Source organism: Ruegeria sp. YTSC230, from assembly GCF_059609665.1.
In genome coordinates this window covers 41,243-67,118 of record NZ_JBXWMC010000013.1, presented here as the reverse complement: position 1 = coordinate 67,118, position 25,876 = coordinate 41,243, and the positions used below count along the sequence as shown (strand labels likewise).

Below are 25,876 nucleotides of genomic sequence, written 5' to 3'. Positions count from 1 at the left end.
AAAGAAGAACCGGTAAAGCGCCGGTGTCACCGATGCAGGGGTATGGGGCGGGCACCTTGCCAGATCTGTAACGGATCGGGAGAGGTTATCAAAAGTCGCGACATTCACGGAAAGCCGATTTTCAATCGCTGCGACGGCTGTTTCGGTTTGAAGACGATCAGATGCACGGTTTGTGCAGGCGAAGGGTTTGTGTGACCGTAGGTGAAACGACTGAAATTCCTGATTCAAGGACCGTTATGCGGACGAAGTTGCCGTCCGCTTAAAACACCTCAAGGTCTGGTAATGACATCGAGCCTCAGATACAGGGTATTGGCGGTAGCCATGTTTCCCTTAGCAGAGACTGGTCCGGTTTTACAAAAGTCACGCGGAAGCTCGTTACATTCTGCTGGTACGCCACTAGAGCCGCGCCATGTTCCGAATTACACAATGGTTTACGAAGCCAGCTTGCTGCTTTGCGAGCCGCCATGTTGCCTGTCCAAGTCCGAAACTCGTTTGGTCTTCGAACTTCAATCGTCAGTGTGATTATCTGATCTGAGATGGTGCCTTCGACAAAGCTAAAATCTTGCGACGGTCGCGTTTCTGAGACCGCAGTCAAGATGCTTGGACCAGATTCCTTTAATGCATGTTCTCGGCTACCATCGTTTTTGATCCAATCCTGAATCTGGAGATACGTTTGCAGGTTGGTCGAAGTGCGCCGCTTGGTCGGATTGCGCCGCCACCGCGATGTTGTCTCGGACCCATTTTGAGGCAAGGCAAAAACGTTGTCGGATGACAGTTCGTAGGCATAACTCTCAACGACACCTTCTGAGGCATCCACAACCATGACACATAAAACAAACCGGTCATCTGGTTGCGCAATCGTTGTTGCCCAAACGCGTGCTTCAGCATTACAACGTTCTCGCGACAACGAAACTGGTTGATGATTAGGTGCGCCCCAGAGGAAACCAATCACTGCTTTTGGATACGCATCTTGGTCATAGACGCCGTCAAACCCATCAGGTTTCTGGGCAACAACACGGCAGACCACATAATTTGAGTAAGCGAGCGCGAGGTCTTTATCGTTCGTCAGTGCTTCGCCAAGATGCGGTTCTAAGCACGAATTTCCTATGACGGGTGAAACATCTGGATGCTGGGGCCAGTCAGGACGCATTGTTTCGAGCCAGAGGTTCTGGGGGTTCTCACCTGCAAACCTGAAGTCTTCAAGCATCCGTAGCTGGTATGAAAACTCCCGAGTCCCATTGTGACTCGTCCGGTAACGGACATATGCGGTTAGATGTGGGTCAACCTTCCCAGCAACTGGCTGGGCTCCAAGCTCGATAACTGTATTTGCGATAGTTGCAGTTCTGGAATTTTCAGTGCTCATCCAATTCGCACGAATGGGATCGAAGAATAGAACCAACGTAAGAATAAGCCCAACGACACAAATTAAGACTGAGATCGAAACCGAATATTTTACGAACATAAAAAACCACTAAAATGTACTTGTTTTCATGCCTAAGTAATATTGCCTTGCAAGACAATCACCCTTTGGGTGTGCTGCTAAATCCACTCAGATTGAAGCGGACATTGGTGCTGCATGCAGCATCGGTTAGTTTGGGCTCGAACCAGACGTTCTTCGCGGAGCGTCTTCATCCTGCACCATCGAAAAAAGCCCGGCATTAGCCGGGCTTTGGTTTTATTCCGAGTCTATTTATTCCGTAGTCGTGGGGGCCGTCAGATCTTCGGCCGGTGCGGAACCTTCCGCACAGCTGGCGACCAGTTCTTCATATTGGCGGGTGACCCAGCCAAGAGCCGCTTCGGGGTTCTGTTCTTCGATCTTGTCGCTGAACTGTTCGAACACTTTGGCCGAGCGGCTTTCGTCAACGATCGTATAGGACTGACCCGTCATCACCGTGTCATAGACAAAGAACGCGATGGCAACCAACAGGATGCCGCGGGCGATGCCGAAGAAAAAGCCAAGTGCCTGATCCAGACCGCCCAACGCAGATCGCTGGACGATCGACGAAAACAAGGGCGTAAAGATGCTGACAATAATAAGTGCAACTGCAAACACCGCAGCAAAGCCCGTAATGACGGACAATTCACAGCTGTCGCGCAGGAAATCCCCAACAACCGGGATCTCTTTGACCAGTGGCACCGCTTGGGGTGCAAAGATAAAGGCCAGCACTGCGGCTGCGACCCAGCCTGCGATGGCCAGAACCTCACGTAAGAAGCCGCGCGAATAGGCAAGAATGCCTGAAACGACGACGATCAGGGCAACGACCCCGTCAATTATTGTAAAACCTTCCATGGCCCTCGCCTGTTTTTTTCTGCCCCTCAGGGGGCGACTTTAACCTGCTCCGAAGGTTTCGCCAACAAACCCAACCAAATCAGAGGGTCGGGTGAGTGTCAGACCTGCCACAGTACCGGTTTTGCCGCCCGCCGGAGCGATTGCCGATGTGAAACCAAGTTTTTGGGCTTCTTTCAACCTGTTTTCGGTCTGTGGGGCCGGTCTAAGTGCCCCAGATAACGAGATTTCTCCGAAAACAACGGTATCTGCGGGCAGGGCTGTGTCTTCTCGGGCACTCAGCAGGGCTGCGGCAACGGCCAGATCTGCGGCGGGTTCACCGATTTTCAATCCGCCGGCGACGTTGAGGTACACATCGAGACCTGCAAAAGGGATGCCACAGCGTGCTTCGAGCACGGCGAGGATCATCGCCAACCTGCCACTGTCCCAACCGACAACGGTCCGGCGCGGTTGTGAATGCGGGGACGGAGCTACAAGCGCTTGTAATTCAACCAAAACGGGGCGTGTGCCTTCGATCCCGGCAAATACGGCTGACCCAGGGCTGGGTGTGCCGCGCTCGGACAGAAACAAGGCCGATGGGTTGGTCACCTGTGCCAGGCCTTTGCCTGTCATTTCGAACACGCCAATCTCATCCGCAGGGCCAAAGCGGTTCTTGACCGCACGTAGGATGCGGAACTGATGGCCGCGCTCGCCTTCGAAGTAAAGAACGGTGTCGACCATATGTTCGACGACGCGAGGACCTGCAATTTGGCCTTCCTTGGTGACGTGGCCGACCATGATGATTGAAACACCGTGTCGTTTCGCAAACGTGGTCAATTCATGTGCTGCGGCCCGGACTTGTGACACCGAACCCGGTGCGCTGTCTACATTGTCGGCCCACATGGTCTGAATCGAGTCGATGATGGCCAGACCGGGTTTCTCAGCCTTAAGCGTCGTCAGAATGTTCCGCAGGTTGGTTTCGGCGGCTAGTTGAACCGGTGCGTCTTCTAGACCCAGACGGCGCGCGCGCATGCGCACCTGAGCGCTGGCTTCTTCGCCAGACACGTAAATCGTCTTGACGCCAGCACGTGCAAACCGCGCTGCGGCCTGTAACAGCAACGTCGACTTGCCGATACCTGGATCGCCCCCAACCAGCAGGGCCGAGGCCGGGACCAGACCGCCACCCAAAACGCGGTCCAGTTCTTCTACGCCGCACAAGGTGCGCGGCGGCGGTGTTTCCTCGGTCGACAGGTCCGTGAGTGTAATGGACTGGCCACGTTTGCCGCCGAGGGATTTCTTTGCAGGGCCAGCCGAAAGAGGCACGTCTTGCGTGATTGTGTTCCATTCACCGCAGCCGTCGCACCGACCGGACCACCGGGAATGCGTTGCGCCGCAGGCCGAGCAGGAGAAAGTTGTCTTTGCCATTCGGCCTTGGTGCCCGAGCGCGGGCGGTTCTTCAAGCCCTAGCAGGGCTTTCATCTCTGCCGATGGCGCGCCGCGTCCTCAGGCCCGATGGGCCATCGTTCCCGGCGGGCGCTGTCGCGCCTATTCGGCGGCGCGGGGCGGCGACATTGCTATGACGCTCGATTTCTTGGGATCGCGGTCGTCGACGGGCGATTGAAGCTGTGCCGACAATTCGGGCAGCAGCTCAAACAGTTCGTCCCGCAAACGCGCCAGCTGCGATTTGGCAATGGATTCTTCCATCTCGATATCGTGGGTCCATTGGCGCAGCTCATGCTGGATGACCTGCGCTTCTTCGATCCGCTTCTGGAACGTTTCGATCTCTTCCTGACGTTGCTGCAGAAACGTGCGGGCGCGGCTGACGCGGGCATCGCCGTAGGTTTCTGCCAGCTCTTGGCTGATATGGCTCATCTGTGCGGCCAGCTCCAGGATTTCGGGTTCGAGCGATTGCAGGTCGGGGTGGTGGCGCAGGAAGGCCATCCTTTCCTTAACTGCGTCGAATTCTGAGGACATCAGAAACGTTTCGCCGCGATCCGCTGAATGGGCCAAGTGGTAGGCCTGAGCCACGTCATACATGTTCAATGAGAACTTACGATGTGACGTTTCAAGCGCCATCATCCGGGCATTAGCGGGCAGATAGAACGCCAGCATGAGAATCAGCACGGTCAGGCCGATCTGGATATACATGCCCGCGTCCATAGCCGGATCGTTGCCGAAACCGGCCTGCATGGACAGCCAGGGCAGAACCCCCAAGGCAGATAAAAGACAGGCACCGACCGAGAAAAAGGCTGCGGTGCAAATGAGGAAAAAAGTCAATCTTAAAAAGGCATTCTGAAATTGCAATGTGATGTTGTGGAGGGCGGTCATCTTAGACGAACTCCTTTTGAAACCGGAACACACCAGCCCAAAGCGGGAAACATCTAACACACACAGAATGATCCGCTCAGGACCGAAACTACAAAAATTTTCTGCTCGAAATATAAAGATGATACTCAGATAAGCGTTTTCAATCAATTACGTCTGAGGATTTCGTGATCTGCGTGTCATTTCGGTAATGTGGCCCAATGCGAGCGAGGCCAGAATGCACGCCGTAAACAGGTAAAGACCCCACGCAGTTTCGATGGTGGCGTAAGAGATTCCCTTGGCCAGCGTGATGTAAAGCGCGATGAGGAAAATGTCGGCCATGGCCAGTTTCCCGAGGATGTTGAGTGCGGGTTGGACGCGTGGGTCCAGCATGTCCCATTGGATCAGGGCGGTACCGATTGTTTTGATATAGGGCGCAAACAGGGCGAAGATGGTGACGATCAGTGCCAGAAAGACGTCTGATTTCCACAGCGACTGCAGGCCGGTGATGACGCTGATCTCGCTGAGGCCGAAGATCGGCAGGAACCCTGCGCGCATCAGCGGGGCGAACCACGCGATGGGGTAGAGGATCAGGAGGGAAAGGGTGGCGAGGCGGAGAGGCATATCTAATGTATTGGTTCAGTTTGTAGGATTGCCCATAGCACCAATGCTGCCATGGCAAGGAAAACAACGGCAATCGCAATGTTACCTGTTTTCTTGTTTTGGACGTTTCCAAGTATTTCTTTATGTAAAAGCCAAGCAGAAATGGCCACACCAACCATACCCGGGATGCTAATTAGCAAGATGGAGTTTGTGCCAAAAAAAACAATGACGTTTGAAACGATCAGCCCCGGGACTATGCCGTACAGCATGCATCTCAAAAGCGGTTTTAAAACCGAAAAAGACCGAGCAATTGAGAATATCAAGCCGTGTTTAGAGAATTGTACAAAAAACCAAACCAACAGCACAGAATTGAAATACACGCCGGGTAGCGACAATAAAAACAACTGTAAGGGAGGCATCACCGCACCGCCTCAATCGGCCCTTCCGCACTCCCGCTGATAAACTGCTCGACATAAGGATCGCCCGAGGCATCCATCTGGCTGACCGGGCCGGTCCATTGGATGACCCCTCCGTGCAGCATGGCCACGTTGTCGGCAATCGCGCGGACCGAGCTCATGTCGTGAGTGATGGTCATCGCGGTGGCGCCCATCTCGGTCACGATCTCGCGGATCAGATCGTTGATGACGCCGGACATGATCGGATCCAGGCCGGTGGTGGGTTCATCAAAGAAAATGATTTCGGGCTCGGCCGCGATGGCGCGGGCAAGGCCCACGCGTTTCTGCATGCCACCCGACAGTTCGGACGGAAAGCGGTCGGCCACGTCGGATTTCAGGCCCACGCGGCGCAGTTTTTCGATGGCGATCTCACGCGCGTATTCGGCGGGGCGCTTCAACGGACCGCGCAGCAGGCGGAAGGAAACGTTCTGCCAGACGGGCAGGGAATCGAACAGCGCCGCGCCCTGAAATAGCATTCCGAAGCGGGCCAGAAATTTATCACGATCGCCCTTGGTCGCGTCTTTGCCGTTCACGTAGATCATGCCGCTGTCGGGTTTGATCAGGCCCAGAATGCACTTCAGCGCCACGGACTTACCGGTGCCTGAACCACCGATGATGACCATCGAGGTGCCCTTGGGGATCTCAAGGCTCATGCTCTGCAGAACCTGATTGTCGCCAAAGGCTTTTGCTACGTTCTCCATCCTGATCATACCGAGAAGAAAACCCCTGTGAGAATGAAGTTGGCAGCCAGGATCATGATCGCGGCGGATTCGACCGATGACTTGGTCGCTCGGCCAACGCCTTGCGCACCCCGACCCGAGTTCATGCCGTAATAACAGCCCATGATGGCTGCGATCAGGCCGAAGGCTGCGCCTTTGACCAGCGATGACACGATGTCCTTGGTTTCAAGGAAATTGACCGTGTTTTGCAGGTACGTCGCCGCGTTGAAGCCCAGATTTTGGGTCGCAACCACATAGCCGCCTGCGATGCCGATGATATCACCGATACCGACCAGCAACGGCACGGTGATGAGTGCGGCCAGAACCCGCGGCGCCGTCAGGTATTTCATCGGGTGGGTCGACAGGGTGACCAGCGCGTCAATCTGCTCGGTCACTTTCATCGTAGCGATTTCTGCTGCAATGGATGAGGTCACGCGCGCGGCGATCATAAGGCCAACCAGCACCGGCCCAAGCTCGCGCACCATGCCGATGGCGACGATCTGGGGCACCACGGCCTCGGCGTTGAAACGCGCACCGCCCGCATAGATTTGCAAGGCCAGCGCACCACCAGTGAAGATTGCGGTCAGGCCAACAACCGGCAGCGACAGCCAGCCCACATTCATCAGGGCTACGGCAAACTCGCGCGGATAATAGGGCGGCCGAAAGATGTGTGAGATCGCGTCCAGCGCGAAAATTCCCACCTTGCCAAAGTTGGCAAGCATGGACAGGACAGCACGGCCCAGCCCACCCAGCACGGCCAAAGGGTTCATTCGACGTATCCCCGGGAAAAACGCGCGCCCAGCGACGTCAGGATTTCATATCCGATGGTGCCGGCGGCTTCGGCCAGGTCGTCGACTGTTTGATGTCCGTTCAGGATGCGTAGGCGTTCAGGATCTTCGGGCAGATCGGTGACGTCGACCGTGATCAGATCCATCGAAATGCGCCCGACAACGGGGCAGGGCTGGCTGCCGGAAAACGCGTCGATCCCACCGCCGATGGCACGGTGCAAACCGTCAGCGTAACCAGCGGCAACGGTGGCAATACGAGAAGGACGGCGCGCGATCCAGCTGTTGCCGTATCCGACCGATTCACCGACCTCGACCGGGCGAACTTGGATCACCGGCAGGTCAACCGTCACCACCGGTTTCGCTTCGGCAAAAGGCATGCCGCCGTACAGGCCGACGCCGGGGCGGCAGAAATCAAAGTGGAATTCGGGTCCAAGAAACGTACCGCCTGTGGCCGCCAGCGACCTTGGTGATGCAGTGCCATCAGTCATCTCGCGGAAGGTCTTTAGTTGCTGGCGATTCATTGGATGATCGGGTTCGTCCGAACAGGCCAGGTGCGACATCATTACGACGGGGTTCAGTGCCTCGGCCTTTGGGCGCAGTTCAGCCCAGTCAGCAGGTTCCAGACCCAGGCGGTTCATGCCGCTGTCCAGCTGAATACCAAAGGGATGATCCGGAAGCGCCTGTTGATGGCGCATGAATTGCTCGGGCGCATTGATCAGCGGCGTCAGATCATGATCGCGCAGCAGATCGGTGTCACCTTCCATATGACCCGAGAATACAGCGATCATCGGTCCGGGGCCGATGGCCTTACGCACGGCAACCCCTTCTTCGGCAACTGCAACAAAGAATTTGCGAACGCCTTCCTCTGCCAGGGTCGCGGACACAGGCTCGGCCCCCAGGCCGTAGGCGTCAGCTTTGACCACGGCGCCGGTTTCGACATCCGTTTTTGCATCGAGCGCGCGCCAGTTGCTGGCCAGCGCCTGAAGATTAATCGTCAAACGTGCGGTACTCATGGAACCGTTCATGACATTGGATCACGGCAGGTCAAGGGGGTAGGCGGCGATTAATGCAAACTTGTCCGCGTTCATGGGCAACTATTGGCCAACGGTGCAAGGCATTGGCGTAAAAACATGTTCGGCTCGCCTCTGCATCGCCATTGTATCCGTCCTATGTTCAACCGAGTGCATCGGCGTGTAATCGTTGAACCAGAAACAGACCCACGGACGATTGGAGAGAGTTCACCATGGAATTCACGACAGGGAAAGATGAATGGGAGGCCGCGCTGCCCGGCTTGTTCAGGAGGGTGTTCACGGCTTCAGAAAGCGATGAAGAAGGGACCGCGATCGGCGCGTTGGTTTCGGATCTGTTGACCACAACGCCTGACGGCGATTTGAGTGCAGCCATTGCCCATGATGGCCCCCAAGTGCTGGGTTGCATCCTGTTTTCGCGGCTGCTCTTTGACCAAGATCCGCGACAGGTGTTCCTGATGTCGCCGGTTGCCGTGCGTACGGATCGCCAGAAAGCGGGGATAGGGCAGCGACTGATCGCGTTTGGGTTGGACGAGCTGCGCCGTGACAAAGTGGATTTTGTGGTGACTTACGGCGATCCGAACTACTACGGCAAAACCGGGTTTTTTCCGATTTCAGAAAAAGTCGCCCAAGCTCCTCTGCCGTTAAGCCATCCGCACGGGTGGTTGGGGCAATCATTGATTGGGGCTGAGATGGCGCCGTTCAAGGGGCCATCCCACTGTGTCAGTGCATTCAACAAACCCGAGCTATGGTAAGGGTTAATACCCCTCAATCTGCCCGTCCTGTTGCCAGGGTTTGACCAGATTTCCAAAACGGGTGAATTGTGCTTCGAACGAAAGGTCGACCGTGCCGATGGGACCGTGGCGCTGTTTGCCGACAATGACTTCGGCCTTGCCGTGCAGACGTTCCATGGCCTGCTTCCACTCTTCCATCTTTTCCAGTTCGTGATCGCCGGGCTTTTCGCGTTCCTTGTAGTACTCCTCGCGGTACACGAACATCACCACGTCGGCGTCCTGTTCGATCGAGCCTGATTCCCGCAGGTCGGACAGTTGTGGGCGTTTGTCGTCGCGGTTTTCAACCTGACGCGAAAGCTGGGACAGGGCGATCACCGGAATTTGCAATTCCTTGGCGATGGCTTTCATGCCCATCGAAATCTCGGCAATTTCGTTGACGCGGTTTTCGGCCATACCCCGGCACAGCTGCAGGTAGTCGATAACGAGCAGGTCCAAACCATGTGTCCGCTTCAAACGGCGTGCCCGAGCCGCCAACTGCGAGATCGGCAGGGCGGGCGTGTCGTCAATGAAAAGCGGGCAGGCTTCCAGTTCCTTGGCCGCGTCGACAAAGCGGCGGAACTCGGACTCGGTCATGTCACCTTGGCGGATCTTATGGGATGAGATTTCGGAGGCTTCAGCCAGAACCCGACCGGCCAACTGTTCGGCACTCATTTCCAATGAGAAAAAGCCAACGACACCGCCGTCAACCGCGCCCTCTGAGCCATCCGGTTTCAGCCCACGTTTGTACGCCTTGGCGACATTGAATGCCACGTTGGTCGCCAGAGAGGTTTTTCCCATCGACGGACGACCGGCAAGAATGATCAGGTCAGACGGATGCAAGCCACCCAGTTGTTTGTCCAAGTCGGCCAGACCGGTGGAAATCCCTGCCATGCCACCACCGCGCTGGTACGCTTCGTTGGTGACGTTGACGGCTTCTGTGACCGCCTTGAGGAAGGATTGAAATCCCTGTTCGGTCTGGCCCTGCTCGGATAACTGATAAAGCTGTTGCTCGGCTTCGACGATTTGTTCTTTTGGTTCGCTGCTGATGTCGACCCGCGCTGCCTTGTCCGAGATATCGCGGCCCAGGCGGATCAGCTCGCGCCGGATGGCCAGATCATAAATCATCTGGGCATAGTCATGCACCGCAAAGGCGCTGATCGATGCGCCTGCCAGTTTGACCAGATAGGCCGGGCCACCCAGTTCCTGCAGGCCCTCATCCTCGGCCATGAAGGATTTTAGTGTCACCGGCGAGGCCAGTGCATTCTTAGCAATCCGGGTCGAGGCGACCTCATAAATCCGGGAGTGAACCGGGTCATAGAAATGCTCGGCCCCGATGATTGAAGCGACCCGATCATAAAGATCGTTATTGGTCAGGATCGCACCCAGAAGCTGCTGTTCGGCCTCAATGGAATGCGGCATGGTTTCGGCGTTCTGAATCCGAGCTGCTGCCTGCTCGATGCTGCTTATCTCGTTCATTTTGTCCCCGCTGCCCTGCGGCGCTTTCTACACGCTATTTTGGCGTGTCGGCTATCTGGAAATACCTGTGGCTAACTATGGATAAAGCCTTGGGATAACTTTCCTGACAGTTTGGATACCTGTGTATGCGTAGCTTATTATGTAGGAATTGGGGAAAAAGTCACCAGATATCGTGGCCGGTCGACCGATTCTTCTGGGCTTATCCCCAATCTGTCCACAAGAGGTTCACGTGGATTTATTTGCTTCCTGCCAGCCACGCGGGTCTTTCAGGAAGGCTTCGACACCGTCAAGTGTTTCCTGATCAAAGGCTTTCTGCGCTTTGGCCTCGGCCAGAACATCCCACCATGTGCACAGGTGATGCAGTTGGATGCCGTGGTCGCCCAAGGTTTTTTCGGTCTCGGGGAAGATGCCATAGTAGAAAATGACCGCCGTGTGCCCACAAGTGGCACCAGTTTCGCGGATCGCATCCACGAAGGACAGCTTGGACCCGCCATCGGTGGTCAGATCCTCGACCAGCAGAACGCGCTCACCTTCGCTCATCGCGCCTTCGATACGGGCATTGCGGCCATAACCCTTGGGCTTTTTGCGCACATAGGTCATCGGCAGCGCCATACGTTCGGCGACCATAGCGGCGAATGGGATGCCCGCGGTCTCACCGCCAGCGATATTGTCGAATGCCTCAAACCCGGCATCTCGCATCACGGTGACCGTCAGGAAATCCATCAGGGTCGACCGTATGCGCGGATACGAGATCAGCTTGCGGCAGTCGATATAGGTCGGGCTGGGCAAGCCGCTGGCCAGTGTGAACGGCTTACGCGAATTGAAATGGACGGCCTTGATCTCCAGCAGCATCCGCGCGGTCAGGCGGGCGATTTCGGTGCTATCGGGGAAAGAGCTGGGGATCATGGTGCAACCTCGGGACAAAATGACGTTGCGGGCTGATAGCCTGTCCCCCGTCCCAGAGTCGAGAGGGGTGTGCGCAAAAGAAAAGCGGACCTCACGAAGAGGCCCGCTTTGGCCCTTGCGGGCAAGAGGCAGCCAAGGTGGGCTTAGCTGCTCATGTCATAGGCACGCTCGCCGTGTACCGAAAGATCGAGCCCGTTTGTCTCGGTTTCTGCATCTACGCGAAGCGGGGTGATCAGCGCAACCACCTTGATCAACACAAATGTGACAACTGCCGTAAAGACACCTACGATGACCAGCCCGCCCAACTGCGCGGTCCAGGCACCCAGGCCGAACACAGCGATCATGATGGTGCCAAAGATGCCGCCTACGCCGTGCACCGCGAACACGTCCAGAGTGTCGTCGATGTTCAGCTTGTTACGGATGATGTTCACGGCCTCCTGACACAACACGCCTGCTACGGCACCGATGATCAGCGCCTGTACCGGATCGACATATCCCGAGGCTGGGGTGATAGAGGCCAGACCCGCAATCGTACCTGTAACCAGGCCCACCATCGAGGCTTTGCCGTATTTGATGCGTTCATACAGCGCCCATGTCAGCGATGCGGTTGCGGCCGAGATATGCGTGACTGTTATCGCCATAGCGGCACCGCCATCTGCCGCCAATTGTGAACCGCCGTTGAAGCCAAACCAGCCAACCCAAAGCATCGCGGCACCGATCATGACGTAGCCAGGGTTGTGTGGCGGGGTTGTGCGGTTGCGGCGCGGGCCAAGGACCACGGCGATGATCAGCGCGGCCAGACCTGCCGTTTCATGCACCACAATGCCACCGGCAAAGTCACGCACGCCGATCTCGCCCAGAATGCCGCCATCGGTCAGAATACCGCCGCCCCAGATCCAGTGAACGACGGGTGCGTAGCACAGCAGCATCCACAGGCCTGAGAAGATCATGACAAACCCGTAACCCACACGCTCGACATAAGCGCCGATGATGAGGGCGGGGGTGATGATTGCGAATGTCATCTGGAAGGCAAAGAACAGAACCTCGGGCAGGGTGCCCGACAGGCTGTCGACATCAACTCCGTTCAGGAAGGCTTTGCCCAGACCGCCCCACAGGCCCGACCCACCGTCACCAAATGCGATCGAGTATCCGGCGACCAACCAAAGGATGCTCATCAAACAGGCGATTGAGAAGCAGTGCATGAAAACGCTCAGCACGTTGCGGGCGCGCACGAGGCCGCCATAGAACAGGGCGAGGCCCGGCAATGTCATGAATAGGACCAGTGCAGTTGCAACTATGATCCAGGCGGTATCGGCTCCGTTCATCAGCCGGTCTCCTCTGTGGCGTCTTCAGCTTGCGTGGCTGGCGTTGAAGCGGAGAGAGGACGGGGAAAAAAGAGGCGGACGGGGTTTTGGGTGCCTGTTTTAAGGGCCTTTTATCAACCGATGATAAAATAGGCGTCAAAAGGTACAGAGTGCTTTATTATTGAGCGAACAACGAAACGCCGTGCGACAGAAGGTTCAGAGCATGATCGCGGGCCGCAATGCGGACCTTATCACGTCCCAACGGCCCAAATTCGACCGTTTCGGTCTTTGTCTTCTGTCCGTCGGCAGCGAGCCCAAAGCAAACGCGGCCTTCCGGCTTGAATTCTGATCCGCCAGGGCCTGCGATGCCGGTGATCGAAACGGTCAGTTGTGCTTGCGAGTTCTTCAATGCACCTTCTGCCATCTCCAGTGCGACTTCTTCGGACACAGCCCCATGGGTTTCCAGAGTCTGGGCATTTACGCCCAGCATCTGCTGCTTGGCGTCATTGGTGTAGGTGACAAACCCGCGATCCACCACGGCCGAGCTGCCCGGGATATCCGTCAGCGCAGCAGCGACCATGCCGCCGGTACAGCTTTCGGCTGTCGCGATCATCACGCCTTGCGCCTTGGCGCGGTCAAGCAAAGCGGCGACACTCATAGGCCCAGAACACCGTGCGAGATGCCGGCAAGAACCAGAACGCCGATCCCGGCAAAGACGCCGGCGATCACATCGTCCAGCATCACACCCATCGCGTCACCTTTGCGGTCAGCCCAACCCACCGGGCCGAGTTTCGTGATGTCGAACAGGCGAAACAGAAGGAAACCTGCGATCCAGCCGGGCCAAAGGGCTGTGATATCAATTCCATGCGCCCAAGATGGGTAGGAAATGGCCCAAAGCGCGATGAACTGCCCGGCTACTTCGTCGATGACGATTTCGGACGGGTCGTGATCTTCCTGCCCAGCAGTCATCACTTTGGTTGCCCACAGGCCACCGACAAAAACGGCCACAGTGGCGATGACCAACAAGGGAAAACCACCCAACGTATGCAGAACCCAGGCCAGGGGCAGGGCGGCCAGAGATCCCCATGTTCCGGGTGCAGGGCGCAAGTAACCCACGCCGCAAACAGTTCCGATCAAGCGCGCCGCGTTCATGATTTCACCAGACAAGCTGTGGCCAGCGAGGCGATGCCTTCGCTGCGCCCGGTAAAGCCCAGACGTTCAGACGTGGTCGCCTTCACCGAGACCTGATCTGCCCGCAACCCCATGAGCCGGGCCATTTCCGCGCGCATTGCAGGCGCGTGCGGTCCTATTTTGGGAAACTCGCAAACCAGTGTGCAATCCACATTCGAGATGCTGTACCCCATCTGCCCAGCCAGCTCGACCGCGTGGCGCAGGAAGATCTCGCTTGCCGCGCCTTTCCATTGCGGGTCCGTTGGCGGGAAGTGTTGACCGATATCGCCCTGCGCCAGCGCGCCATAGATTGCATCAGTAACCGCGTGCATGCTGACATCCGCATCCGAATGGCCCTGTAGCCCCCGGTCATGGGGAATTTTGACGCCGCACAGGATTACGTGATCCCCGTCGCCAAAGCGATGCACGTCATAGCCGTTGCCCAGTCTCACATCCATGTCTGTCCCCAATACGCGTTCCGCCCGGGCAAAATCCTCGGGTCTTGTGATTTTGATGTTATCGGCATCGCCTGGCACGATCACCACGTTCATGCCAGCGGCACGGGCGACCTCGACATCGTCCGCCGCGCCGCCAGAATGGGCCGCGTGCGCCGCGACAATCGCGTCATAGCGAAAACCCTGTGGGGTCTGCGCCGCAAAAAGACCCGTCCGGTCCTGCGTTCCGGTCACATTGGCTTCGTCACCGGTCCAGAGCGCATCTGTAACGGCCAGACCGGGTGCTGCAGCCTCATGCTTGCTCAGGGCGGTCAGGACGTCCGCAATAGTCTGGCTGCTTAAGCAGGGGCGGGCGACGTCGTGAATCAGGACATGTTCGATCCCCAGCCCATCTAATGCATCCAGCCCGTTCCGTACCGACCCGGCACGATCGCTGCCACCTTTTGCCAGCAGCAGATCAGAGCCTAAAAACTCATCCCAAGCGTTTTGATCATCCTCGGACAGCACCAGAACAATATGATCGACCTGATGGCGAAACCGGTCGATGGTCCAATCCGCAACTCTGCGTCCGGCCAATGGTCGCCATTGCTTGGGAATGCCGCCTCCGGCGCGCAATCCGCGTCCTGCGGCGACGATGATGGCGGCGGTGGTCATTGGGCGAATTCTCCGATGATTTGAGCGCAGTGTTTAAGCTGCGGTGAATGTAGAGGCAATCACCCGCGTCAAGTTGCTTAAAAAATAGGCAAGTGGTGATTTTGCAAGCTTGTTTCCTGCCGTTTTGTTGTTCATATGCGCCGAATTCGATATCTAAGACGCAACTGCCCAAGGATTAAGCACGTTGACCCTGCACCTCGCCGACAAAACCTTAAATCCGCCGGTCATGCTGGCCCCGATGGCCGGGATCACCGATCGACCATTCCGCGATCTGGTGATGCGCTTTGGCGCGGGCATGGTCGTCAGCGAAATGGTCGCTAGTCAGGAAATGGTGCAGGCCAAACCGGGCGTGCGGGAACGGGCCGAGCTGTCTGCTGACGTTGAAAACACCGCTGTTCAACTGGCCGGGCGTGAGGCGCATTGGATGGCTGAGGCTGCGCGTCAGGTGGCCGATCGCGGCGCCCGGGTGATCGATATCAACATGGGGTGCCCGGCAAAGAAGGTCACGAATGGCTATTCTGGTTCGGCGCTGCTTAAGACGCCGGATCACGCACTGACGCTGATTGAGGCCGTGATCGACGCTGTCGACATTCCGGTTACTCTGAAAACTCGTTTGGGCTGGGACGACAACCTGCTGAACGCGCCGGATGTGGCGCACCGGGCGCAAGGTGCAGGCATCCAACTGATCACGATCCACGGGCGTACGCGATGCCAGTTCTACAAAGGACGCGCGGACTGGCAAGCGATCCGTGCGGTGAAAGAGTCGGTCTCGATCCCCGTCATCGCGAACGGGGATATCGTAGATACTGATGCAGCGCGCACGGCTTTGGACCACTCAGGCGCCGATGGCGTCATGGTTGGACGCGGGGCACAGGGTAAGCCATGGCTTCTGGCCCAGATGTGCCACGATTTATATGGCGCACAAGCGCCGGTCATCCCCGCCAATGGCGACTTGATCGACATGGTGCGCGGTCATTATGAGGCGATGCTGGACTTTTACGGCACCGATCTGGGTCTGCGCGTGGCGCGTAAACATCTCGGCTGGTACATGGATGAGGCCGCGACCCCGGCAACCTTGCGCCGTGCGGTTCTAACCTCGCGGGATACCACCGAGGTGCTGCGCCTGTTGGGCGATGCCCTGCACGGCGACGCAGAGGCAGCAGCATGACCTCGGACCAGAACATCTGGGCCTCGCTGCCGGTTCCGGCGTTCATCATTGATGCCGATGACAGGATCACCGATGTGAATTCCGCCGGAGAGGGGTTCCTGAACGCCTCCCGCAATGCAGTGATCGGTCACCCGGTCTGGGACCAGATCGCCGTGGATGCCCCACTGGAAGAAGCGTTTTTGCGTGCGCGCCAACAGGGCACACCGCTTTTCGTGAATGATGTCGATGTGGGGTCAGGTAATCGGGCGCCGCTGCAATGCGCTTTGCAAATTGCGCCGCTGCTTGGGCATCCGGGGTCAATGATCATGACCATGTCCCCACGCGAACTGGCGGGGCGGATGACGCGGGGCAACACGGTAAAATCTGCTGCGCAATCGGCGATTGGCATGGCCGAAATGCTGGCGCATGAAATCAAGAACCCGTTGGCGGGGATCACCGGTGCCGCGCAGCTTCTGAGCATGAATATCAGCCAACAAGACCTTGAACTTACAGATCTTATCGTTGCTGAAAGCCGCCGAATAGTGAAGCTGTTAGAGCAGGTCGAGCAATTTGGGAACCTGACCCAGCCAGATTTCAAACCGGTCAATATCCACGACGTTCTGGACCGTGCGCGGCGCTCGGCGCTGTTGGGCTTTGGCGCGCATATGACGATTATTGAAGATTACGACCCCTCGTTGCCGCTGGCCTACGGTGACCCGGATCAACTTTTGCAGGTGGTGCTGAATCTGCTCAAAAATGCATCCGAGGCGTCCCCCAACGGCGGCACGATCCGCCTGCGGACGTATTTCGAACATTCCTTCCGCCTGCGCCGCAGCGACGGTTCGGGGCATTCTTTGCCCCTGCAGATTGAAATCATCGACGACGGTCCGGGGTTGCCGGACAAGATCCGCAGCGACATTTTCGATCCGTTCGTGTCGGGCAGGGAAAACGGCACCGGTCTTGGGCTGGCGCTGGTCAGCAAAATCATCTCGGACCACGACGGCTGGATTTTGGCCGAGTCGGTTCCGGGACATACCGTATTCCGCCTGTCCCTCAGACGCGCGCCGCGCGACGCGACCTGAGATGGACAACCGGGCAGAGATAGTAAGGAGAGCACCTGATGGATGGCACAGTACTGGTCGCAGATGACGATCGCACAATCCGAACCGTACTGACTCAGGCCCTGACGCGGGCCGGGTGCAAGGTGCATGCGACATCCTCGCTGACCACTCTGATGCGCTGGGTCGGCGAGGGCAAAGGGGATGTTGTAATCTCGGACGTGGTTATGCCGGATGGCAACGGGCTCGAGATGTTGCCCAAGATCGCGCAGGACCGTCCGGGTTTGCCGGTCATCGTGATTTCGGCGCAGAACACGATCATGACCGCCATTCAGGCGGCCGAGGCGGACGCATATGACTATCTGCCCAAGCCTTTTGACCTGCCGGACCTGATGAAGCGGACCGCACGGGCCTTGGAGCAAAAGCAACGCGTGCAGGCGGATGCGGTCGTACCGGCCGAAGACCGTCCTGAGGAGCTGCCTCTGGTTGGGCGCACTCCGGGGATGCAGGCGCTGTATCGCCTTGTGGCACGCGTGATGAATACCGATCTTTCGGTCATGATTTCCGGTGAAAGTGGCACCGGCAAGTCATTGATAGCACGCGCTATTCATGATTTCTCGGACCGACGCACGCTGCCCTTCGTCACTGCGACTGCCGGTGATCTGCGTGACCTCGAAGGGCCTGCGCGCATTATGGCCAGGGTGCGGGGCGGTACTCTGTTGATTGATGAAATCGCTGATATCGAAGATGAGGTCCAGGCACGTATTGTCCGGATGATGGACACGCCCGGCGATCATCTTCCGCGTTTTATGGCGACCAGCCAATCGGATCTGACCGAAGCGATGGAAAGTGGGCGGGTGCGTCAGGATCTGTATTATCGACTGTGCGGCGCGACGATCCATGTGCCTGCGCTGCGCGAGCGAGTGGATGATATCACCTTGCTTGTTGATCACTTCCTTGCCCGCGAGGAACGGGAACATGGCACAAAGCGATGGCTCAGCCCCGAGGCGGTAGAGCTGGTGCGGCGGTATTCCTGGCCCGGCAATGTGCGACAACTGGAAAACGCGATCCGACGTCTGAGTCTGACCAGCCGGGCCGAAGAAATATCGAAAGCCGAGGTTGAGATGGTTTTGGGCAGTCAGCCCGAAGCGGAACCGATTCTTGGTGACGGCGAAAGAGAAAAACTCTCGGCCTCTGTGGCTCGTCATTTGCGTCGCTATTTCGATCTGCACGGCAATTTGTTGCCACCTCCGGGCCTGTATCAGCGCATCCTACGCGAGGTTGAGGGCCCCTTGATCGAGCAGGCACTGGACGCAACCGGCGGAAATCAGGCGAAATGTGCGGATTTGCTGGGGATCAACAGGAATACGCTGCGCAAAAAAATCACCGATCTCGATATTCAGGTGACACGACGACGCAAACTGATGTAATATCGCCACACAAAGCGTGGCATCCGGGTACAAGCCCGGCAACGACCACGAGATATGGCGGTACGCCGCGTAAGCGGCACATCAGGATGAGGGCAGACGGTGGCAACCCGAGCACAGAGCGGGCTGATCCTATCGATTGATCGGTGGCGAAAATCCCGAAAGCTGCGCAATTTTAGCACCTTGGGGCTGGTCCTTTTGGGACCGCTTCTGGCGTTGGCCACATATTTGGTCATCGGTCCGTTTGATTTGGGTTCGGCAGCGCCCACGCTGCGGCTGATTCTGCTGGCGGATCTGGTTTATGTGCTGGTCGTTGCAGCACTTGTTCTGGGGCAAGTGTTCAGCCTGATCGCTGCACGCCGGGCAAAATCTGCCGGGTCTCGTCTGCACCTGCGGCTGATCGGTGCGTTCACCTTGCTGGCCCTAGTGCCGACAGTGACCGTCGCGATCTTTGCCGGCCTTACGGTGAATATCGGGCTTGAGGGATGGTTTTCGGATCGGGTCCGTCAGGTTGTCGGATCATCCCTGTCGGCGGCCGAAGCCTATGAGCTTGAACACCGCAGCGGCCTGACACAGGACGCCATCGTTCTTTCCCGATTCCTCGACAATGCGCGAACGCTGGACTTCTACATCTCGGATGCAGAACTGCGCGAGGTTCTGGCACAGGGACAATCGCAGATTCAGCGGGGCTTGCGCGAGGCCTATGTCATTGATGGCAGTGGAGAAATCAAATCCCGTGGCGACCGGTCTTACCTGTTCAACTATGAACCGCCGACACCGGAGCAGATGGTTGAAGCAACCGACAGCGGCCTTCTGATCATTGCAGATTGGCAAAACAACGAGTTCCGCGCGCTGGCGCCGTTGCAGGCCTATCTGGACCGATATCTGTATGTTAGCCGCGAGGTGGATGGCGAACTGCTGAAATTGCTGGATGACACCAAGGAAACGGTTCAGTTCTACCAACAGCTTGAAAGTGAAAGGGGCCGGGTTCTTTTCGAGTTCGGGCTCCTGTACCTGGGCTTTGCGGTCATCCTGATCCTTGCCGCGATGTCGTTGGGGATGTGGTTCGCTGAACGCCTGTCGCGCCCGGTTGGCCGTCTGACTACAGCCGCACAAAGGGTCGGCGCCGGGGATCTGAGCGTTCAGGTCATCGAAGAGGCCAGCGATGACGAAATCGCCATGTTAGGTCGTTATTTCAATCAGATGACGCGGCAACTTAAAGGGCAGCGCGACACGTTATTGGAAAATACGCGTCAGATCGAACGCCGCCGCCGCCTGTTCGATTCGGTGCTTAGTTCGGTGACGTCTGGTGTGGTCGGCGTCGATTCAGATGGATGTGTCACATTCGTGAACCGTTCAGCCGAGCGTCTTCTGGATTGGTCGCGCGGTGAAGAACAATTGGCCATCGGCATCGCGGTCCCCGAATTCCTTCCCTTATTCGAAAATCTGAAAGGCAGCGGTCAAGAGGCCGTGCAGGGTGAGGTTAAGGTCACGCGTAAAGGGCGGTTGGAAAACTTACTGGTGCGAATGGCGATCCGGCGCGGCGAGGATGGAGGGCTGGAGGGCTACGTGGTGGCCTTCGATGATGTGACCGATCTGGTCAGTGCACAGCGTATGGCGGCCTGGGGCGATGTGGCCCGCCGTATTGCCCATGAGATCAAGAACCCGTTGACGCCCATCCAGCTTAGCGCGGAACGGATCAAGCGCAAATTCTCGCGCAAACTGGACGAAGAGGATTGTGACAGCCTTGTATCCATGACCGATGTGATCGTGCGGCAAACCAACGATCTGCGGCGGATCGTGGACGAATTCTCAAAATTCGCGCGGATGCCTGAACCCGATCGGCGTGAGGAAGACGTCGTCGGCTTGGTGCGCGAAGCTGTTCTGTTGCAGCAAGCCGGACAGCCGGATGTGCAGATCGACGCGACCCTACCGGACAAGCCCATCCTAGCGGATGTAGACGCGACGATGTTGAACCAAGCGCTGACGAATTTGATAAAGAACGCGGGCGAGGCCATTGAAACACTTAAGAAAAAAGACCCGCCAGAAAATTTGAAGCCACAGATCAAAGTGGACATTTCCAACGATGATGCGGGGACGGTCATTACAATAGCGGACAATGGCATAGGGCTGCCGGAAGATCGGGCGCGGTTGTTTGAACCCTATGTCACTACACGCGACGAGGGCACGGGTCTGGGCCTGCCCATAGTCAAGAAAATCATAGAAGAACATGGCGGAGCGCTGACCCTGGAAGACGCGCCCGTTTTTGACGGACAGGACCATTTCGGTGCGATGGCCGTGATCCGTTTGCCGGGGGGCAAAATTTCCCAGACTGCAGCGCCACAAAAGCAGGCAATTCATACTAACAAACTGAAAGCAGGCCAAAGATGAGCGACATTCTGATCGTAGATGACGAACGCGATATTCGCGAACTGGTGTCCGACATTCTGGAGGACGAAGGCTATTCAACCCGGCTGGCGGCAAACTCGGACGAGTGTATGTCGTCGATCAATTCCGAGCCACCGGGTCTGTTGATCCTTGATATCTGGCTGAAAGACAGCCGTATGGACGGGATCGATATCCTGAAGTCGGTCAAACGCGACAACCCCGACGTGCCGGTGGTGATCATTTCCGGTCACGGCAACATCGAAATTGCTGTGGCCGCCATCAAGCAGGGCGCTTACGATTTTATCGAAAAGCCGTTCAACATTGATCAGTTGATGGTCGTGATCCGCCGCGCCATGGAGACCTCGCGCTTGCGCCGTGAGAATGCTTCGCTCAAGCGGCGTGAGGTCACCAACTCGGACATGATCGGTAAGTCGGCCTCGTTCCGGGCGATGCAGAGCCAGTTGGACAAGGTCACCAAGTCGAACGGCCGCGTGATGTTGAGCGGGCCAGCTGGGTCGGGCAAAGAGATTGCCGCCCGCTATATTCACGCCCATTCCAACCGCGCCAACGCTCCTTTCGTCACCGTTAACTGCGCAGGGATTGAGCCTGAACGCGTCGAAGAGGTGCTATTCGGGCGCGAGTCATCGGAACGCGGGATCGAATCCGGCTTGCTGGAAGAGGCCCATGGCGGGGTGATCTACTTTGACGAAGTGGCGGACATGCCCTTGGGTACGCAATCCAAGATTCTGCGGGTCCTGGTCGACCAGCAATTCCAGCGGGTAGGCGGGTCTGACAAGGTGCGTGTGGATCTGAGAGTCATCTCGTCGACTAATCGCGATCTTGATGCCGAAATCGAAGCCGACCGGTTCCGTGAAGAGCTGTATCACCGCCTGAACGTCGTACCGATCGCCGTGCCTTCGATGGAGGACCGGCGCGAGGATATTCCGGTTCTGGCACAGCATTTCATTGAAATGTGCAACGAATCCCAAGGCTTGCCAATTCGCGAGATCTCGGAAGAGGCGGTGGCATTGTTGCAGACCATGACCTGGCCCGGCAATGTGCGTCAGCTGAAGAACCTGATCGAGCGCGTCCTGATCCTGGGCGATGGAACAGGTCCAATCGAAGCCCGCGAATTGCCAACCGAAGAAGAGAAAACCGACGACTCGGGTCGCGTGGTTTTGTCTGGGGCACTGGCAACCCTGCCGCTGCGCGAAGCGCGCGAGGCGTTCGAACGCGAATACCTGTTGACCCAGATCAACCGTTTCGGTGGCAATATCAGCCGAACCGCCAGCTTTGTTGGCATGGAGCGCAGCGCGTTGCACCGTAAGCTGAAATCGCTTGGTGTTGTGACCTCGAACAAATCCGGGGCGCGGGTGGCGCAAATCGACGAACCGGAACCGGCGGAATAATCCGCCGGGGCTTTACCCTGCCTGACCCGGGGTGATGATCTGAAATGAGCCGTCGTCGAATTTCACATAGCAGGATTGGGTTCCCAGCGGCGGCAGTTTCGTTGTGCGCGCAGGTGGAACCTGAGACTTTACGCTCTGTTTGCAGGGTGGCAAGCTGATCGGACGAAAGCCTTTTTTAGCCATGCATTGGGCCTCGACCTGATTGCGCAGACCGGCATTCACGTCGACCGTATACACGCGCCCGGGTTCCCACCAACCAGGCGAGCGATAGCAGTGCCCACGGTTGTCGCAATAAGTGCGTCCCGGCCAGTATGTGGGCGGGCTTTGCCGCACCTGATTAGCCACGGGAACGTCATTTACCGCCTTAACCTGACATTGCGTGGTCTCGGACTGCGCGCGCGACACGCTTTCACCTTCGCGGTAATACAGTGAAAGTGGGCCGCTGCAAGCGGACAGGATAGTCAGCGGAATTAGTAAGTGAAGCACTGATTTCATAGGGTTATCTTGCCCCAGCTTTGTCTGAATGACAATTCAATTGACCGCTATAGGGGCATCTGTCATTCAAGGATTTCAGGCAGAAGGGCCAGAAACATGAAGGTCATCATATGCGGTGCCGGTCAGGTCGGCTGGCAGATCGCACGTCACTTGTCGGGCGAACTGAATGACGTAACGGTGGTGGACAACAATCCCGATCTGGTGCGTCGGGCAACGGAAACGCTGGATGTTCAGGGGATTGCTGGGTTTGCAAGCTATCCTGACGTGCTTGAGCGTGCAGGCGCGCGTGATGCCGATATGATCATCGCAGCGACCCATTCGGACGAGGTGAATATGGTCACCTGTCAGATGGCGCATTCGATCTTTTCCATCCAGCGCAAGATCGCGCGGTTGCGGGCGAAATCGTATTTGCAGGCGATCCATTCGGATCTGTTCCGTCGTGACCACTTGCCCATCGACGTCGTGATTAGCCCTGAACGCGAAGTCGCAGCCGCTGCCATGCGCCGCCTTTCGGCCCCGTCCGCCTTTGATACTGAGATGTTCATGGATGGACAGGCGCAGCTTCTGGGCATCCGTATCGACGAAGATTGCCCCATCGTGAACACACCTCTGCGGCAGCTCACGGACCTGTTTTCGACGCTCAGCTCAATCGTTGTCGGAGTTCGGCGCGATGGCACGCTGTTTGCGCCTGAATCCGAAGATCAGCTGTTTGTCGGCGACGAATGCTATGTCTTTACCAATGTCAAAGACGTGGACCGCACGATGGAGGTTTTCGGCAAGACCCACAAAAAGCAGGACCGCGTGGTAATTGTGGGCGGCGGCAATGTCGGTCTGGAAGTTGCCCGAACGCTGGAAGAACGTGAAAGCCGTGTGCGTGCCAAGGTGATCGAGCGTGATCGCCAAAGCGCTGAAATAGCCGCCGAAACACTGGAGCGGACGATTGTCCTGAATGGCGACGGGCTTGATGCCGCCTTGTTGCGCGAGGCCGGGATCGAACGCGCCGACGCGATGCTGGCGGTCACCGATGACGACCGCGCCAACATGCTGGCTGCGGTACGGGCCAAGGCCGAAGGTTGTGCCTTGGCAATTGCCTTGATCAATGATCCCAGCATGGTTGCCCTGATGGGCCCACTGGGGATCGACGCCTATATCAACCCGCGTGCAACCACTGTCAGCTCGATCCTGCGCCATATTCGCCACGGGCGGGTGCGGCAGGTGTATTCTATCGGGGATGCCGAGGCAGAAGTGATCGAGGCCGAGGTGCTGTCGACCTCGCCCATGGCCGGGCAGAAGCTGCGGGATATCGATTTTCCCGAAGGTGTTCTGGTAGGTGCCGTACGAAAAGGCGATGAGCTTTTGCGCCCGACAGGCAGCCTGCGGATCGATGAAAAGGACGTGGTGGCGATCTTTGCGATGGCCAAGGACGTGCCCGAGGTCGAGCGCCTTATGCAGGTTTCAATCGATTTCTTCTGATGGCGCGCGCTCTGAGACAACAGATCACTTTGATACAGCGGTTGCCGCTGTTTCTGTTGATCTGGGGAATCGCCGCGCTGTCGATGTGGGTTCCGGCGATTTACGCGCTGGCCTTGGATGATCACGACACGTCGCGATCCTTTTTCTACTCCGGCCTTCTGGGACTGTTCGTGGTATCCACGATCGCTGTGGCAGCATCAAACCGGGTGCCACGACGTGGGACGCTGGGGCAACTGGCCGTGTTGTTGGGGTGTTTTACTGTTTTGCCGCTGTTTCTGGCGATTCCGCTGCATGATGCCTTGGGCACCACCACCTTTTTGAATGCGTATTTTGATATGGTCAGTGCTGTGACTACCACCGGTGCAGATCTGTTTCCGGACCCGGATCGCCTGACCGCACCGCTGCACCTGTGGCGTGCTTTGGTCGGCTGGATGGGCGGCTTGCTGATGTGGATTGCTGCCGCTGCAATTCTGGCGCCCTTGTCGCTGGGTGGGTTCGAGATTACGGCGCGCGGCCAGCCCGGTCGCCCTGTATCGGGCGTCGCACAAAGCGAAGAGGTCGACCCCCGCGGCCGTCTGATCCGTGTGACCCGGACCTTGACACCAGTCTATACCGGTCTGACCGCAACCATATGGATCCTGCTGCTGATCGCCGGAGAAAACGGCCTGACTGCCGTGTGTCACGCCATGTCAACCATGGCCACGTCGGGGATATCTCCGGTCGGCGGGCTGGAGGGGGCGCAGGCCGGAATAACGGGCGAGGCGATCCTGTTTCTATTCCTGTTCTTCGCCTTGTCGCGGCTGACCTTTTCGACCGATACGGCAACCACAGGCTATTCCCGGCTGGACCAAGACCCCGAATTCCGGATTGGCCTGATGATTGTGGGTGTCGTCGCGGCACTGTTGTTCGCGCGCGTCTGGGCCGGCGTTCTGGAAATCGGCAATCAGTTGGAACCGCTTCAGGCACTTAGCGTGATCTGGGGCATGACCTTTACGGCGTTGTCTTTCCTGACCACAGCCGGATTCGAAAGCGCAAACTGGAACGATGCGCAGCAATTGTCCGGCCTTGGCACCCCCGGGCTGATCCTGATGGGCCTCGCCCTGATCGGAGGAGGGGTGGCCACAACGGCGGGTGGGGTCAAACTGTTGCGGGTCTTTGCCCTGTACCTCAATGGCGCGCGCGAGATTGATCGGTTGATCTATCCCTCATCCGTTAGTGGCATTGGCGGCGGTAACCGTCGCATTCAAAGCGACGGGGCCTTTATCGCCTGGATATTCCTGATGATGTTCGCCTTGACCGCAGCACTGTTCAATCTGCTGCTGGCCGCGATGGGGTCGGGGTTTGAACAGGCGATGGTCCTCAGCGTCGCGGCGCTCAGCACCACCGGGCCGTTGATTGAATTGGCCACCGATGTTCCCATCCGTCTGGTCGATTTGCCCTGGGGCGCAAAGCTGACCATGTGTGCGGCGATGGTGATCGGACGGTTGGAAACATTGGCGATCATTGCGCTGATTACGCCAACCCTCTGGCGAGACTAAGAATCCTCACCTTTGCCGACACCTTATTTTTCATCTGGAA

The 25,876-nt window shown here is 57.5% G+C and carries 24 protein-coding genes; 9 read left to right on the top strand and 15 right to left on the bottom strand.

Going from position 1 to position 25,876, the window contains the following annotated elements:
* Positions 1 to 295: 295 nt before the first annotated feature.
* The 5 genes from AC2FD9_RS21090 to AC2FD9_RS21070 form a co-directional block, all read right to left on the bottom strand.
* A complete protein-coding gene (locus tag AC2FD9_RS21090; protein ID WP_496838746.1) occupies positions 296 to 1,207 on the bottom strand; it encodes a hypothetical protein in 912 nt (303 codons plus the stop codon).
* A 483-nt stretch (positions 1,208 to 1,690) separates the two neighbouring features.
* Positions 1,691 to 2,290: a CvpA family protein gene (locus AC2FD9_RS21085; protein WP_058271814.1), complete on the bottom strand. Its 600-nt coding sequence runs from the start codon at positions 2,288 to 2,290 to the stop codon at positions 1,691 to 1,693.
* Between the two features lie 39 nt (positions 2,291 to 2,329).
* Positions 2,330 to 3,691, bottom strand: coding sequence for a DNA repair protein RadA (gene radA / locus AC2FD9_RS21080; RefSeq protein WP_496838744.1), 1,362 nt, complete (start codon positions 3,689 to 3,691; stop codon positions 2,330 to 2,332).
* A 120-nt stretch (positions 3,692 to 3,811) separates the two neighbouring features.
* Complete coding sequence (locus AC2FD9_RS21075; protein ID WP_496838743.1) at positions 3,812 to 4,543, bottom strand: DNA repair protein; 732 nt, start codon at positions 4,541 to 4,543, stop codon at positions 3,812 to 3,814.
* Between the two features lie 198 nt (positions 4,544 to 4,741).
* Positions 4,742 to 5,194, bottom strand: a complete 453-nt coding sequence (locus tag AC2FD9_RS21070; protein ID WP_282118288.1) for a paraquat-inducible protein A — start codon at positions 5,192 to 5,194, stop codon at positions 4,742 to 4,744.
* Between the two features lie 51 nt (positions 5,195 to 5,245).
* On the opposite strand from AC2FD9_RS21070, the gene AC2FD9_RS21065 reads away from it, so the two are divergent.
* Positions 5,246 to 5,632 carry a hypothetical protein gene (locus AC2FD9_RS21065; RefSeq protein ID WP_496838741.1) on the top strand — a complete coding sequence of 129 codons (387 nt, stop codon included), beginning with the start codon at positions 5,246 to 5,248 and terminating at the stop codon, positions 5,630 to 5,632.
* Here AC2FD9_RS21065 and AC2FD9_RS21060 read toward each other — a convergent pair.
* Genes AC2FD9_RS21060 through alr form a run of 3 tightly spaced genes read right to left on the bottom strand, consistent with a single transcriptional unit; the run spans position 5,592 to position 8,148 of the window.
* A complete protein-coding gene (locus AC2FD9_RS21060; RefSeq protein ID WP_496838739.1) occupies positions 5,592 to 6,338 on the bottom strand; it encodes an ABC transporter ATP-binding protein in 747 nt (248 codons plus the stop codon). The genes AC2FD9_RS21065 and AC2FD9_RS21060 overlap by 41 nt on opposite strands.
* The gene (locus AC2FD9_RS21055; RefSeq protein ID WP_472723887.1) at positions 6,335 to 7,117 is read right to left on the bottom strand and encodes an MlaE family ABC transporter permease; all 783 of its coding nucleotides are present in this window, start codon (positions 7,115 to 7,117) and stop codon (positions 6,335 to 6,337) included. Before AC2FD9_RS21055 ends, AC2FD9_RS21060 begins: the two co-directional genes overlap by 4 nt.
* Positions 7,114 to 8,148, bottom strand: coding sequence for an alanine racemase (gene alr, locus AC2FD9_RS21050; RefSeq protein WP_496772039.1), 1,035 nt, complete (start codon positions 8,146 to 8,148; stop codon positions 7,114 to 7,116). The genes AC2FD9_RS21055 and alr overlap by 4 nt, the downstream gene beginning before the upstream one ends.
* Positions 8,149 to 8,378: 230 nt before the next feature.
* Between alr and AC2FD9_RS21045 the strand changes: the two genes are divergently transcribed.
* Complete coding sequence (locus AC2FD9_RS21045; protein ID WP_496838738.1) at positions 8,379 to 8,918, top strand: GNAT family N-acetyltransferase; 540 nt, start codon at positions 8,379 to 8,381, stop codon at positions 8,916 to 8,918.
* 3 nt (positions 8,919 to 8,921) lie between these two features.
* Here the strand turns inward: AC2FD9_RS21045 and AC2FD9_RS21040 are convergent, their stop codons facing one another.
* From AC2FD9_RS21040 to AC2FD9_RS21015, 6 genes are all read right to left on the bottom strand, one after another.
* On the bottom strand, positions 8,922 to 10,412 hold the full coding sequence (locus AC2FD9_RS21040; RefSeq protein WP_058278098.1) for a replicative DNA helicase: 1,491 nt from the start codon (positions 10,410 to 10,412) through the stop codon (positions 8,922 to 8,924).
* A gap of 225 nt (positions 10,413 to 10,637) precedes the next feature.
* A complete protein-coding gene (locus AC2FD9_RS21035; RefSeq protein ID WP_058271805.1) occupies positions 10,638 to 11,318 on the bottom strand; it encodes an orotate phosphoribosyltransferase in 681 nt (226 codons plus the stop codon).
* Positions 11,319 to 11,461: 143 nt separating this feature from the next.
* Entirely contained in the window at positions 11,462 to 12,643 is a 1,182-nt protein-coding gene (locus tag AC2FD9_RS21030) for an ammonium transporter (protein WP_109311760.1), read from the bottom strand.
* Positions 12,644 to 12,800: 157 nt separating this feature from the next.
* Complete coding sequence (locus tag AC2FD9_RS21025; RefSeq protein ID WP_496838735.1) at positions 12,801 to 13,280, bottom strand: CinA family protein; 480 nt, start codon at positions 13,278 to 13,280, stop codon at positions 12,801 to 12,803.
* A complete protein-coding gene (locus tag AC2FD9_RS21020) occupies positions 13,277 to 13,774 on the bottom strand; it encodes a phosphatidylglycerophosphatase A family protein (RefSeq protein ID WP_472723883.1) in 498 nt (165 codons plus the stop codon). The genes AC2FD9_RS21025 and AC2FD9_RS21020 overlap by 4 nt, the downstream gene beginning before the upstream one ends.
* Positions 13,771 to 14,901, bottom strand: coding sequence for a bifunctional 2-C-methyl-D-erythritol 4-phosphate cytidylyltransferase/2-C-methyl-D-erythritol 2,4-cyclodiphosphate synthase (locus tag AC2FD9_RS21015; protein ID WP_496838734.1), 1,131 nt, complete (start codon positions 14,899 to 14,901; stop codon positions 13,771 to 13,773). Before AC2FD9_RS21015 ends, AC2FD9_RS21020 begins: the two co-directional genes overlap by 4 nt.
* Positions 14,902 to 15,085: 184 nt before the next feature.
* Here AC2FD9_RS21015 and dusB point away from each other — a divergent pair, with 184 nt between their 5' ends.
* The 5 genes from dusB (at position 15,086) to ntrX (ending at position 22,330) form a co-directional block, all read left to right on the top strand.
* Entirely contained in the window at positions 15,086 to 16,069 is a 984-nt protein-coding gene (dusB, locus tag AC2FD9_RS21010; RefSeq protein ID WP_496838732.1) for a tRNA dihydrouridine synthase DusB, read from the top strand.
* Entirely contained in the window at positions 16,066 to 17,130 is a 1,065-nt protein-coding gene (locus AC2FD9_RS21005) for a two-component system sensor histidine kinase NtrB (protein WP_282168193.1), read from the top strand. Before dusB ends, AC2FD9_RS21005 begins: the two co-directional genes overlap by 4 nt.
* 38 nt (positions 17,131 to 17,168) lie before the next feature.
* On the top strand, positions 17,169 to 18,536 hold the full coding sequence (locus AC2FD9_RS21000) for a response regulator (protein WP_113790137.1): 1,368 nt from the start codon (positions 17,169 to 17,171) through the stop codon (positions 18,534 to 18,536).
* A 99-nt stretch (positions 18,537 to 18,635) separates the two neighbouring features.
* Positions 18,636 to 20,924, top strand: a complete 2,289-nt coding sequence (locus tag AC2FD9_RS20995) for a sensor histidine kinase NtrY-like (RefSeq protein WP_282118297.1) — start codon at positions 18,636 to 18,638, stop codon at positions 20,922 to 20,924.
* Positions 20,921 to 22,330 carry a nitrogen assimilation response regulator NtrX gene (gene ntrX / locus AC2FD9_RS20990; protein WP_282118298.1) on the top strand — a complete coding sequence of 470 codons (1,410 nt, stop codon included), beginning with the start codon at positions 20,921 to 20,923 and terminating at the stop codon, positions 22,328 to 22,330. The genes AC2FD9_RS20995 and ntrX overlap by 4 nt, the downstream gene beginning before the upstream one ends.
* A 12-nt stretch (positions 22,331 to 22,342) precedes the next feature.
* Here ntrX and AC2FD9_RS20985 read toward each other — a convergent pair whose 3' ends face one another.
* Positions 22,343 to 22,825, bottom strand: a complete 483-nt coding sequence (locus AC2FD9_RS20985; protein ID WP_109311768.1) for a hypothetical protein — start codon at positions 22,823 to 22,825, stop codon at positions 22,343 to 22,345.
* A 96-nt stretch (positions 22,826 to 22,921) separates the two neighbouring features.
* On the opposite strand from AC2FD9_RS20985, the gene trkA reads away from it, so the two are divergent.
* Positions 22,922 to 24,298 (top strand): Trk system potassium transporter TrkA, encoded by a 1,377-nt coding sequence (gene trkA / locus AC2FD9_RS20980; protein ID WP_109311769.1) that lies wholly within the window; start codon positions 22,922 to 22,924, stop codon positions 24,296 to 24,298.
* Positions 24,298 to 25,836 carry a TrkH family potassium uptake protein gene (locus tag AC2FD9_RS20975; protein WP_496838728.1) on the top strand — a complete coding sequence of 513 codons (1,539 nt, stop codon included), beginning with the start codon at positions 24,298 to 24,300 and terminating at the stop codon, positions 25,834 to 25,836. Before trkA ends, AC2FD9_RS20975 begins: the two co-directional genes overlap by 1 nt.
* Positions 25,837 to 25,876 lie beyond the last annotated feature (40 nt).